Source organism: Microbulbifer sp. CNSA002, from assembly GCF_047324085.1.
Classification (GTDB): Bacteria; Pseudomonadota; Gammaproteobacteria; order Pseudomonadales; family Cellvibrionaceae; genus Microbulbifer.
Map to the genome: position 1 here is coordinate 4,628,102 of NZ_CP172449.1, position 13,399 is coordinate 4,641,500.

Here is a 13,399-nt window from a genome sequence, read left to right on the forward strand (position 1 = left end):
AAAATATTATTTTTACAAAAACAAAGCCCCCACAATATTGCAGGGGCTTTATCAGGGTAAAAAATTGCACTAATCCAAAAATTCCAGTGTAAATTCTAGAAAGTGCTATAGCTCAGCCCAATCGCATAGGTCGGACCGTATTCTTCGTACTGACCATTAAACCCAGACGTGTGAACATAGTAAGGTTCATCCGTGAGGTTAACCCCAGTAAAAGTAAGTTGAAGGCCATTATCAAAGCGGTAGCGGGCCGACAAATCCAATTGCAAATGGTCTTCTTCGTAGCGATCATTAGCCTCATTTTCAAGGTCTACTTCCAGCAGGCGTTCACTGCGAAAAGCTGCTGACAGGCGCATACTAAAGGCATCGCGCTCATAGCCTACAATAAAGTTGCCGACAAAATCCGCCTGGGAAGGCATAGATATTTTGTCACTGCGATCACTGCTATTGAGACCCAGATCAGCTTCTGAATCGGTAAATGTTGCATTGGCCCTGAGTAAGAACCCATTTTCAAAACCTTGGGTCCAGGCCAGTTCGGCACCGCTGATATGGGCGTTGTCTCCGTTAATCGGTTGCCATACTTCAGCATCATCAACCGCTAAATTACCTACAAAACGGGTAAAATCGGTATTACTGGAAACCTCAGACATGACAATAAAGTTATCGATACTCTTATGGAAAAGTCCCACAGAGAACATACCCAGGTCGTCCGCATAGTATTCGGCAGACAGGTCGATATTGCGGGATTCATAGGGGTCTAATTCTGGATTTCCAGCTTCAACCTCCAGTTCCCCATCATCGTATTCAATTTTGGCCGGAGAGGGGTTCAAATAGCCAAATGATGGACGCGATAAGGACTCCGAATAGGCTGCACGGAGAACTACATTATCGTTGTAATCAAACTTGTAATTAATACTGGGGAAGAAGTTGTCGTAGTCCCGCTCGTAGTTAACCTCAGTGGCATAAACCTCTTCTGCAATTAAATCGGCACCCGGCAGGGACTCTTCCGACTCCGCCACATTCACACCGTCAGCAGTAAATTCAGTGCGCTCATAGCGAACCCCAAAAACCAGCTGGGAGCGGTCTAACTCAATAGAATTCATCACATACAAGGCCGTGATGTCTTCATTCATTGCGTAGTCACGGGCGGATGCCAAAGCGGTCTCCGTCTCATCTATGTCAAAATCACTGAGGTTAGCATTGATAAAACTATTCAGGCTTCCAACATTGACGCCAGGTCCAAATGCATCCAAACCATAATCGATACTATTGCGAGAAAAATTCGCCAGAGTGTAATTCCCACCAAACCCTTCATATACAGTCGCATTTAAGTCACCAGCCTTTTCTCGCTGACGCTCATGTAATCCGAATTTAACTACTGAAGGATTGCCAGCCCAATCCATTTCTCTACTGATATCAATTCGGAAGCTGATTTCTTCATCTTCAGTAAAGTTATCTTCAATGACCAACTCATCGAGTTGATAACTGGCCGGGTCCAATACTGCTTCAACATCCTCACTTCCCACCGCCATACGGGGAGTATCACCAGCTTCAACATACCCCAGACGCAGGGAGTCCAAGACAAAATCGGTATCGCGGCGATTGGGTTCAGATTCCTCTGCATGGGAATATCCCAAGGCATAGGACAATCCCCATTGCTCAAAATTATGCTCTCCGCCAAATACCGCAGAAATAATTTCCTGTTCTTCCAGGCGGTCCTTCAGGGACTTCTCCAGTGCTGCCTCTTCCCACTCTGCCGAGTTGGCCGAAATAGTCTCCGGCTCATCGCGTTCATCATCGAGCTTCCAGGAATTGCGCTGGCGGATTTCCTGATCAGAAAAATCGGAGTACAAGCTGTGGAGATAGATGCTTGAGTCACTGCCCAGTTCCAGGTCGAAGTTGGCAGCAAGACCTGTGCGCTCCCGGGTAATACTGTAATCGCGATGTTCTATTTCGGTCGCGCCCTTAGCTACAGAGCCATCTTCAGCGGTCAGTTCTTCCCAGCTACCATCAGTCTCAATATTATCTGAGCCAAAATCCCGTTCCTGGTGACTTAGCGCCAAGGCCACCCCGAGACGGCGCTCTCCATCAAGTTCAAAAATATTGGTCATGGTCGCAGCCACTTTGGGGCTGTACTCTTCCTGAAGCTCGCTGTAACTATTCTCTACGCTGAACTTGTAGCGATTGCTGTCATAATCCAGGGCATTCAGACTTTTGATCTCAATGGCACCACCAATAGAGTCTGCGCTCATATCAGGCGTAAGAGTTTTAAATACCTCCAAACTCGCCAATAAGTCCGATGGAATAACATCCAGGGCTACCGCCCGGGTGTTTGTTTCCGGTGCGGGCAGGCTCACCCCATTAATTGTCGCCGCATTCAAATTTGGATCTATACCCCGTACCCCAACGAAACGCCCCTCACCCTGATCTCTCGCAATAAATACACCGGGCATCCGCTGTAACGCTTCTGTGACATTGGCATCGGGGAGTTCACCAATCGCATCAGAAGTTTGCACCGCTACGACCTTATTGGCGTCCCGCTGTCGATCCAAGTCGCTGCGCGCATTACTTGCCTGGGCGGTAACCGTCACCGTTTCCATTAGCTGCTCATTTTCTGCGACAGCATTTGCACTAATGATGGCAGTCGCCAGAGCCGCCAATGGCATTCCCAGTAACCGCAAGCCTGAAGTTCTGTATTTCATTGCGTCCCACTCCCACATTACCGGTGGTTAATTGAATTGGACGCAGACTAGAAGGCCGCTATGAACTTTACGTGACATTTTTTTTAAGCTTGTCATCACATAGTCAATTAGTACTGCGACGATAGATGTAAGCCCTGTTATTTACACAGATATCCATCGCCTTAAAAAGAACCATCAAGGCAATTAACAGTAAAAAGCGTCATATACTGAAGCCAAATATGGAGCAGTCATGAACGAAAGCCCCAAAAACCCAGCACGCCGGTCTCTTTTTAAAGTCTTGGGTGGTGTAACCGCCACCGGTACTGTAAGCAGCTTACTACCCGGCTGTAGTGGGAGTGAAAATCCCACACGCAACTCCCTCACCTTTCAAGAAATCCCCCATAGACTGGATTACCAACACCATCTACCAGAGGGCTATAAATCCACGGTTCTGCTGAGGTGGGGAGACCCTTTACATAAAGAGGAAACATCTTTTCAGCCTGAAGAACTTAGCGCCAGTAGCCAGGAACAGCGATTCGGTTACAACAACGATTTTATTGCTTTTATGCCCTTGGCAGCGGGGACCAGTTCCACCCAGGGGTACCTGCATATACAAAGTAAAAATAGTGATCGCGGGCTTTTATGTGTCAACCACGAATACACCCAGCCCCATCTAATGTTCCCCGGTTATAACGACGAATACAGTGCCACCCGGGGAGTGAGTGCCGAGCATGTGGCCATTGAACAGGCCGCCTGCGGACACTCCATCGTGGAAATTCAAAGAGCTAAACAGGGCTGGAAGTTAGTGGCTGACAGTCCCTATAACCGGAGGATAACTTCTACGACGCCAATGGAAATCACCGGTCCCGCCGCAGGCGACGAACGTTTGAAGACCCGCCAAGATCCCAGCGGAACCCAGGTCCTCGGCACCATAGGTAACTGTGCAGGAGGAAAAACTCCATGGGGAACCGTATTAATTGCCGAAGAGGGGTTTGGCGGCGCTTTTCAGGGAGACCCAAAAAAGCTCGAAGATTCCCGGGAGATCGAAAACCATCAACTTTTTGGTATAAAACCGGAAAATCGCAACTGGGGTGACCACGACCGCCGATTTGATATTCAGGTAGAACCCCATGAGCCCAATCGCTTCGGTTGGATGGTGGAGTTTGACCCCTATAACCCCCAATCAAAACCGCGCAAGCTGACCAGTTTGGGGCGCTTTGAGCACGAAGGCTTTACCCTGGTCTGTAAACCGGGACAACCGATCGTTGCTTACGGCGGCGATGATGATGAACATCAATTTATCTATCGCTATGTATCCCAAGATAACTATCAGCCCGAAGATCCCGATACAAACCGAAAGCTACTCGTTAATGGCACGCTCTATGCCGCGCGATTTGCCGACGATGGCAGTGGCGAATGGCTGCCGCTGATATATGGCCAGGGCCCACTGACCGCAGAGAATGGTTTTCGCAATCAAGCAGATGTAATGATTGATGCGCGCCGCGCAGCCGCGCTACTGGGAGCCACGCCAATGGATCGGCCGGAGGACGTGGAGACTAACCCCCACAATGATTGCACCTATGTAATGCTGACCAAAAATAAGAAGCGCAGCGATACCGATGCCGCCAACCCCCGCGCCCGCAATACTGCCGGCCATGTATTGGAAATAGCGCCCCCCGGGGAGAAGGGAGACCGCGACCACACCAGCTCCCAATTTCAGTGGCAGCAATTTCTACTTGGTGGAAATCCCAATGCTGAAAACCCGGCTGAAAGGGGCGCCTATGGACAGCAGTCCCCTTACGATATCTCTGAGCACGGCTGGTTTGCCAATCCCGATAACGTCGCTTTCGATCCCAGGGGCAATATGTGGATTGCTACCGATGGCTGTGAGCGCTTTGGGTTCCACGATGGACTTTGGGCAATGGCGACTGAGGGGCCTTTGCGGGCCGCACCCAAGCATTTTTTTGGCTGCCCGCAAGGGGCTGAAGTGTGCGGGCCGGAATTTACTCCCGACGGAAAAACCCTGTTTATTGCCGTGCAACATCCGGCCGATTCACGCAACTCCACTTATGACCACCCCCTGCACCGCTGGCCAGATAATAACCCCCTGTTACCACCTCGGCCATCGGTACTGGCCATTTACCGTGAGGACGACCAAATAGTCGGTAGCTAGGCGATTGATATGACAAACCAGGGACCCTGCTAAAATTTTAATCTAAAGCAGTTTTTGGCCTCTCACCCCGCCTATAGGCAGGTTGTCGGAGGCTTATAAGCCGAGGTCCCTATGATATCGAGGTGTGCAACCCTTATACGCCGCCTTACCGCTGTGCTGGCAATCGCCAGTTTTATCCTTGCGGCCACACCGGGAACTGCCCAGGTACCAGAAAATCCTGTAAATCTCCGGGGCAGCGGCGCCAGTTTCCCCTACCCAATCTATGTGGAGTGGTTTCGGCAGTTCACCCACCGGGAAAACAACATATTTATTTTCTACGAGATGAGCAGTAGCGGTGACGGCATCAGGGACTTTGTCGGTCATACAGTTGATTTTGCCGCCTCAGATGCCGCCATTGATATCGATGAGTTACGCAACCTAAAAGGTGGTGGCGTGGTACTGCCGGTTACTGCAGGGGAAGTCGTACTGGTATTTAACCTTCCAGGAATCGACAAGCTAAAACTGTCCAGGGAAGCTTATGTGGGGATTTTCCTGGGAGAAATAACCCACTGGGATGACCCCAAGATCGCGGCTGCAAACCCCGATATCAAGTTGCCCAGAGATGAGATTACCGTTGTCACCCGCTCTGAAAGTTCGGGAACCTCATATATCTTTTCTGGACATATGAGTAGCGTGAGCCAGGATTTCCGCGAAAAAATTGGTTTGGACAGAACACCCAGTTGGCCAAAGTTGCCCAGATTTAAAAGAGCACCGGGCAATCAAGGCGTAGCTGCTAAGGTTCGCAAGAAAGTTGGGGCCATTGGCTATGTCGAGCACGGGTTTGCCCAACTGGTAAACCTGCCCGTGGCTTTACTGGAAAACCGAGCGGGCAATTATATTGCCGCCGGCCCCAAGAGCGGAGCAGAGGCACTATCAGAGGTTGAGTTTCCAAAAGCATCACTACCAATTAGTGGTGCTCCCAACCTTATCGCCTGGATCTGGGACCCCAAGGGAGAAACCGCCTATCCCATTACGAGCTTTTCCTGGCTGTTACTCTACGCAGACCAGGATGATCAAAAAGCACAAGCATTGCGGCAAATGCTGGTCTTTATGTTGAGCAACGCATCCCAAAGCCAGGCCGGAAGCTTGGGCCTGGTGCCCCTTCCGGAGAATATACGTCAAAAAGTACTCAATGCCGTTACCTACGTACGCTAATTTACGTAGCTTCAGCGCACTCCACAATACGATTACGTCCAGCGCGTTTGGCCTGATACAACGCAGAGTCTGCCCGTCGCATTAGCTCCAGGATATCTTCTCGCCCCTGCAGACGGGCTATGCCAATACTTGCGGTAAACTGGGCTTGCCCAACTGCACTTTTAATCACGATTTTAGCGATATCCCGGTGTATACGATTGGCAACCTTCATAGCTCCTTCGACATTGGAGCTGAGTACTAGCGCGAATTCCTCCCCACCAATACGCCCGAAGATATCCACATCCCGCACGTGTTGAGAAATTACTCGGGCAGTCGCACAGAGTGCCTGATCGCCGATTAAGTGGCCATGAATATCATTAACAGATTTAAAATTGTCGATATCCAGCATTAATACACACAATGGCATTTGGTTATTAATTGCCACAGCCACCAGATTACTGGCCTCTTCGAAAAAGCAGCGGCGATTAAAAATACCTGTTAGCGGGTCTGTGCGCGCCTCCTCTTCAGCTTTGGCTTTAGCGTACTCCAATTCCTGTGTGCGAAGTTTTACCTGTTGCTCCAGCTCGGTTCTCGAGGCTTCCAGGTGTAGTAGATACCTTTTTTCTGCAGTCTCTTTTTGTTGCCTTAAACGTTTTACCAGTAATCCGATAGCTATCATTATTGCCAACATCTCAACAAAAGAGGCAACCGGGGGCCAATAGTAATTAATTGGATTGTGCACCACATAACCGAGATCCCTCATCGCCTGCACCAAAAGCCCCAACACCAAAACGCTCCAGGCTAAAGCAAAAACGGCCGCAGAAGTATCCCCCTGTCGCCAACGCACCAATGCGACAACAACAACACCAGGATAGAAAAACAGAGCAAGCATCATGGAAATGTGCGCCAGAGCTTCCCACTGCAGAACAACGCAAATAACCAGGAATAAACCATTGAGTAAAATTAATTTTAAAAAGTAATCCAATCTTGGGATGTACTTTTTCGTTTCAAGAAAGTATCGGGCAAAAAGAATCCCGGTCAGAATCGCCACAGCACTACTAATCGATTGATAGCGCCAATCAAATTGTTCTTGGAGCAAATATTGATGGGTATATCCCAGTAAAGATCCCCACACCCAAATTTTCGTTACGGAATATAACGAGTATAGATACAGGATATTCTTACGCGCAGTAATAGCACCAATCAGCGCAAGAATGGCCATCAAAAAATAACCACCAAAAAGAAATGACGTTAAAATGGCCTCAGCCTTACTCCTCTCTTCAAGTTGTTCAGGTCTCCAAATACGCATACTGGGAAAGGCAACGCCCAAAACTCCAACATCAAATTTAACCATCATTTCCTTTGATGCGAAGGGGGGGATTTTAAGTGGGAACGCAAAACGATGATGCTTGATTTTTCGACTGGAAAAAGGCTGGTTCGCAGACAGACTTGCCAGCTCAGTGTAAGGCTGACTGCCGCCCTGAATCCTAGAAAAGGCCGTCAGCCCATCGAGCTGGTTATCCACATATTCAATTGAGACATAAACTGTTTCACTACTGGAGTTTTTTAATATGAAGTGAGACCAGAAGGCTCCGGATTTAAGCCCGGTAGATCCGGCAGTTCCCAGGGGAAGAAAAAGTTTATTTTTGTAAGCTTTTTCAGCATCAACAATGCTTCCAAACCCCGATGGATCATGCCAAATTGCATTTAGGCCACTCGGTTTACTTCCTCCGTCCAACGAGGTGATATCCACAACCGTATGGGGGTAACTGGGCATAGAAAGAAGTATGGCAAACATCAGCACTGCATAACAAACCAAACGGTAGTGCCATTTAGGGCCACCCTTTTGAGTCCACAGTTCAAATTTACCAATTGTTTTTTTCATTCTTACTATGTAGATGTGCAACAATTTCCGTCTTCATAAAGACCAAATCAGTCATAATGGATACTGACTTCCAAAGTAAATTGATGATGCTTTTTGTATTTCAGAGAAATAGCTTCCATACAAGAAAGTCATCAATTCATACTTACATAAAATAGCTATGTATGAATTCTACAAGTCCGCACCTGTACAAAAAACACACTAGCAAGGACTTTAAATTATCAGGTACAACTTTTTTCTGCTCCCCCTATTTGGCAGTTTCACTTTTCATTTATCAAGCGCTTAAGTAATGTGTTTTATGCCTTTTAGCTTGAAATAAGGGTACACAGGCTGTTACGCCGTCTTACACCTTGGGGCTAAGCCTTAAAGTCAGGTATTAATTAGGATACAAAATCTTAAATACGCCAAAGAGAAAATTCCTGTTAACGATTACATTTGACTACCCACATCAAATTTAAATATTGTCTCTAGAACGCTAAATTTAGAAATTGTTGCTGATCCGGGGATCTCATCATTGTTTACCAATCAGTACATATAAAAAATATGCCACTCTTAGATATTAAGGAGCCTCTAAAGAACAACTGAATACAATTGGGCTTATCTCACAACCCAAGCATTGAACCCTCCCTTAGACCAAACAATGAACCAATAGTCACTCCTGAAGCAGGTTTCTTATACAAGGAGCCCGGTGAGGTTCAGTGCAACTGGAGAGCTATCAAATAGCTAGCCTTACCAAACTAGACGCCACGATGTCGTCTACAATATCTAGGACCATCACTTGATCTTCTTCCTGAGTAGAGCAGTTACTCCCCCTCTGGTATTTAGCGACAGGTTGCTTATCAGTCAGCATGCTCCCAGGACCTAAAAATTGTTGCTCTACCACTTATGTCAAAGTCTCTTAAACCGTATTGGAGATACTTATGTTTAATAATGTTGGCTGGCTTGTGGAGGCGAAAATAAAGAACGGACAGGAGCAGGCCTTTAGGTCAATTGTTGATGAAATGGTAGAGGTAGTCTCGCAGAAAGAAGCGGGGACATTGAATTACCAGTACTATATTTCTGATAGTGGAGAAATTATTGTATACGAGCATTTCAAAGATGTAAGTGCCGCGCATAAACATGTGGACACCTGGGAGAGTTATTCAGAGCGCTGGCTCAAGACGGCAGAACCCACTCGCGTCATCTATTTAGGCGATCTTCCCAAAGATCTTCAGGCACGCCATGCAGGCCTACCCCCCCAGCAGTATCACACCTATGCAGGATTCGAACGCAGCCATTAATAAACTGGATATAAAAAATTATACTATTTCTTATGATGATAGTATTGTAATTAGGGGAGCGAATTTTAATTCTTTGCTTTCCAAACGGCTAGTTCTAGCAATAAATTATAAATACTATCCCTATAAATCTAAGCCATGTCATAAAGCGCTTTTATCACTAATACCAAACCACACAAAAACATTACCAATAGAGTGTATTTCCTAAATTTTTTAAAGCTGACCTGATTCAATCTCCTTTTAGCGAGGGTTACACCAATAATCCCCCCGAGCCCAGCCGCCACACCATAGAATGCCAACTCTAGGGATACCGCCGAGAATGTAATATAAGTTCCCAGCTTTACAAGCTGCATTAACAGCCCATTAAAGGCCTTAGTGGCTATCAGGGATTCTTTCTCGAGGCCATAATTCAGCAAGAAAGGGTTCTTAAGGGGACCCATTGCCCCAATAAGACCGGAAGCAAAAGCGGTCACCAATCCCAAAGGTAAAAAATAGGGAAGTGACATGGGAAAAGATCTTTCCCTATGGCCAAAGCGATACTGAAGTATCGTGGACATTAAAAAAAGCCCAACCACTATTTGTATCCACTCTGGGGACATCTGTGTATAGGAATATGCACCTAGCAATGCCCCGACTAAGCTTCCCGGGGTAAGCCAGCGTACTACCCGCCAATCAATATAGGACCAGAAAACCAGTGCCCGGTATGGTGAAGCCAGGCACTTGGCAATGGTTACCGTTGGTGCAACCAGGTGTGGACCAACGATAAAGCTAATCACTGGAACAAGGAGCAGTGCCCCGCCCCCGGCCGCAAGCGTGCTGATATACCAAATCAAGACGCCAAAAAACAGCAGCAATAGCTCTATCATTTTACCGCTTCAGAAGTCACCAAAATCACAGTGAATAAAGTAGAAATTCAGGCTTGGACGCAATTCCACCACTAACCGGCAATCCAATACTCTCTTCACTAGAAGAAACGCAGCCTTAGCTCAACCAGTACAAAACCAAATGCCAGTAGCTAAATTGAAAAGAACTGCTGAATCCCAACAAGTACATTGGTTGTTGCCACTGAGGCCAGGATCAGCCCCATAACTCGACTCACGATACTGGCCCCGGCATCACCAATAAATCGATATATCCAGTTGGCAGTTAGCAGCAGCAATATCACTATCGCCAACACCGCTACCATGGCAGATGCTGTACTCAGCTGATGAACCACATCAAATCGATGGTTATCTGTGAGTACCACAGCCGCGAGCATGGCTCCGGGTGAGGCAATGGAGGGCACCGCAAGAGGGAAAATCGCTGTCTCATGCCCCTCACGGATGATTTCTATCTCCTGCTCTGGCTTGCTCTCACCAAATATCATGGTTAAGGCAAACAGGAACAGGACGACGCCTCCAGCTACCTGAAATGCAGAAAGGGGCACGCCAATCGCCTCGAGGAAGAATTGCCCTGCGACCAAAAAGAACAACAAGATCCCGGTTGCGACGAGTACTGCCAGCCAGGCTATCCTGCGCTTTTGCCACTCTGCATGTCGTGAAGTGACTGCGATAAACACTGGCAGAGTACCCACCGGGTCAATCACAGCAAAGAAAAAGACAAAGCTACTGATCCAATCGTTCAATTGGGACTCCGACGTGCCGTGCTACTATCCGCTTAATTAGAGCCCCAGGCAGTATGGGCAGGACCGGAGCGAGGTGTGCTTAGGGGGTCCAACGCCGTTATCTACGGTAACTGCTGGCGCAAGCGTAACTTGTAACTTAGAAAAAAAGTCTAGTGCATGACGAATCACTCACCGACCGCCCGACGCATCGCTAAAACCATCCTCAATGGTTTTGACGCCTATTTCGCAGACTATCAGAACATCACTTTGGGCGCCAAGGCCCGTTTTGAAACCGCCTCCTGGCAAGCGGCACACGAGGCCAATAAAGCCCGGATCGATCTGTACAAAACCAAGGTCACCCAAGTGGTGGACCTGGTCCATTCGGTAACCAGCAAGGACACCAGCCAGCTGGAGCTTTGGCGTGATGCCCGCGCCACTTATGCACAGCTGATTGCCAATCACAGCAATTATGAGATCGCCGAGACCTTTTTTAACTCGGTGTTTTGCAGCCAGTTTCACCACACCAACATTCACGACAGCAATATCTTCGTCAAGCCGTCCCGAGCACCGGAAGACAAACCGCTACGGGATTACAGCATCTATATCAGCTACAGCGGCCGCCACGGCCTCGAGTGTATGATCGAAGATATTCTCAAGGATTTCAGCTTCTCCACGCCCTGGGAGAATATGGAGCGCGACATTGCCCATATCTGCGAATCCCTGCGCAGCGCCCCCCTGGCCAATGTGGACAACGAGAAACACTTGCGAGTGGATATGCTGGAGTCGGTTTTCTACCGTAACAAAGCGGCCTATCTGGTGGGGCGCATAATCCTGAACGGCGAAGTTATCCCCATGATCCTGCCCTGCCTAAACAACGGGCGCGGCGGTATTTTTGTGGACACCCTTATCTACAATAACGACTCCGCCAGTATCATTTTCAGCTTTACCCGTTCCTACTTTATGGTGGATGCGCCAATCCCCTCCCGCTTTGTGCGCTTCCTGTCCACCATTATGCCGCTCAAGGAGAAGTCTGAGCTTTACAACTCTATCGGCTTCCACAAACACGGTAAGACCGAGTTCTACCGCCATATCCTCGCTCATATGAAGGTCAGTAACGACAAGTTTGTTATTGCACCAGGCATTAAAGGGATGGTGATGAGTGTATTCACATTGCCCTCCTACCCGGTGGTATTTAAAGTCATTAAAGATGAGTTCGACCAGCCGAAAACTGTCACCGAGAAGATCGTAAAAGAAAAGTACAAGTTCGTATCCCGCTCTGACCGGGTCGGCCGTATGGCTGACACCCAGGAGTATTCTTACTTTATTTTCTACCGCAATCGCTTCAGTGAAGAGCTGATCAAAGAACTGCAGGAAGTGGCACCATCAAAACTGATCATTGATGAGAAGCGGGTCATCATCAAACACCTGTATGTAGAGCGGCGTATGGAACCGCTTAACCTCTACCTGCAACACGCCAATGAAGAGCAAACCAAGGAGGCCATGGAAGAGTATGGCAATGCCATCAAACAGCTGGCAGCCGCAAATATCTTCCCAGGTGACATGTTGCTGAAAAACTTTGGGGTTACCCGTCACGGGCGGGTAGTATTCTACGATTACGATGAACTCTGCCCATTGACGGAATGTAACTTCCGCAAGATTCCCGAAGCTCATACCTCTGAGCAGGAGCTGGCCGACAAGCCCTGGTATACCGTCGCAGAAGCCGACGTCTTCCCAGAAGAATTCCGCCTGTTCTTCTCTGGCAATCCCACCGCGCGCGCTGCATTCGAAAAGCTGCACGGCGATTTATACAACTATCGCTTCTGGAAACTCTTACAAGATCGTATTCGCGCCGGACATGTGGAGAGTGCTTTCCCCTATCGACGCAAGTGGCGTTTCCCGCGCCGCTCCCATAACCGTGCACAACAAAAGTAGACGACCAATCTATGACTATATTGGTAGGAGGACTTTTCCAAGGGAGCGGATAATCCGTGCATATTTTTCGCTGGGCTCTAGTTGCCGCAACTTATACCCTGCTGACGACCAGCGGTTGCGGCTATTTCCCCAGCGAGATGTCCATCCCCGGCAAGCTCCCTCCAGCAAAACGCCCACCACCTTACGCACGAATCACAGGAAAACCCCATGTGGTCAGCTGTGCAACCCCCGCCCGGGGGTTTCCAACCCTGTCCTTTGATGAGGTCTTTACTTTTACTGAAAACCCACGCCAACCCTTCGTAGAGTCATATGGCCTTCCCCAACAGTTCGATGTAATCGGCTATGTATGGGGCAGTGAGAGGTGTACACCAGCGGCCTTCTGTAACTATGGAGACTATTACCAGCTGCTGGGACGCGGACCCAGAGGCGACTTTGCAACTTGGATTTCCACCCCGCAATATCCCCGTATTACAATTCAATCCCCCTGCGGCCAGCGACTGAAGGTGGGCCAGGGCTATCGCTTTTCATTTAGTGATGGACAACTGGTGGGATTTAGCCCCAACTAAAGAAAAGAGTTGCCACTAGTGTGAGTAGACCGTATTTGAAACATAACGTGGACACACTCACTTAAGCCTGTAAAGCTTCTATGCTCCATACACTCTTGAGCCCCACACTGCTTTT

Annotated in this window: 9 protein-coding genes; 5 read left to right on the plus strand and 4 right to left on the minus strand. The window is 48.3% G+C overall.

Annotation, left to right across the window (positions count from 1 at the left end; translation table 11 throughout):
• Positions 1–95: 95 nt before the first annotated feature.
• Positions 96–2,699: a TonB-dependent receptor gene (locus ACG1BZ_RS20470; RefSeq protein WP_413663430.1), complete on the minus strand. Its 2,604-nt coding sequence runs from the start codon at positions 2,697–2,699 to the stop codon at positions 96–98.
• Positions 2,700–2,928: 229 nt separating this feature from the next.
• Between ACG1BZ_RS20470 and ACG1BZ_RS20475 the strand changes: the two genes are divergently transcribed.
• Together ACG1BZ_RS20475 and pstS are read left to right on the plus strand one after the other, a co-directional pair.
• Entirely contained in the window at positions 2,929–4,851 is a 1,923-nt protein-coding gene (locus ACG1BZ_RS20475; protein WP_413663431.1) for a PhoX family protein, read from the plus strand.
• Positions 4,852–4,962: 111 nt separating this feature from the next.
• A complete protein-coding gene (gene pstS, locus ACG1BZ_RS20480; protein WP_413663432.1) occupies positions 4,963–6,045 on the plus strand; it encodes a phosphate ABC transporter substrate-binding protein PstS in 1,083 nt (360 codons plus the stop codon).
• Position 6,046: 1 nt separating this feature from the next.
• On the opposite strand, the gene ACG1BZ_RS20485 is transcribed toward pstS, so the two are convergent.
• On the minus strand, positions 6,047–7,909 hold the full coding sequence (locus ACG1BZ_RS20485; protein ID WP_413663433.1) for a diguanylate cyclase: 1,863 nt from the start codon (positions 7,907–7,909) through the stop codon (positions 6,047–6,049).
• Between the two features lie 917 nt (positions 7,910–8,826).
• Between ACG1BZ_RS20485 and ACG1BZ_RS20490 the strand changes: the two genes are divergently transcribed.
• Positions 8,827–9,186 carry a putative quinol monooxygenase gene (locus ACG1BZ_RS20490; protein WP_413663434.1) on the plus strand — a complete coding sequence of 120 codons (360 nt, stop codon included), beginning with the start codon at positions 8,827–8,829 and terminating at the stop codon, positions 9,184–9,186.
• Between the two features lie 128 nt (positions 9,187–9,314).
• Here ACG1BZ_RS20490 and ACG1BZ_RS20495 read toward each other — a convergent pair whose 3' ends face one another.
• Both ACG1BZ_RS20495 and ACG1BZ_RS20500 read right to left on the minus strand, forming a co-directional pair.
• Positions 9,315–10,049, minus strand: a complete 735-nt coding sequence (locus ACG1BZ_RS20495; protein ID WP_413663435.1) for a sulfite exporter TauE/SafE family protein — start codon at positions 10,047–10,049, stop codon at positions 9,315–9,317.
• Positions 10,050–10,198: 149 nt separating this feature from the next.
• Complete coding sequence (locus ACG1BZ_RS20500; RefSeq protein WP_413663436.1) at positions 10,199–10,807, minus strand: MarC family protein; 609 nt, start codon at positions 10,805–10,807, stop codon at positions 10,199–10,201.
• A gap of 156 nt (positions 10,808–10,963) precedes the next feature.
• Between ACG1BZ_RS20500 and aceK the strand changes: the two genes are divergently transcribed.
• Together aceK and ACG1BZ_RS20510 are read left to right on the plus strand one after the other, a co-directional pair.
• Complete coding sequence (gene aceK, locus ACG1BZ_RS20505) at positions 10,964–12,718, plus strand: bifunctional isocitrate dehydrogenase kinase/phosphatase (RefSeq protein ID WP_413663437.1); 1,755 nt, start codon at positions 10,964–10,966, stop codon at positions 12,716–12,718.
• 56 nt (positions 12,719–12,774) lie between these two features.
• The gene (locus tag ACG1BZ_RS20510; RefSeq protein ID WP_282931142.1) at positions 12,775–13,284 is read left to right on the plus strand and encodes a hypothetical protein; all 510 of its coding nucleotides are present in this window, start codon (positions 12,775–12,777) and stop codon (positions 13,282–13,284) included.
• Positions 13,285–13,399: the final 115 nt, after the last annotated feature.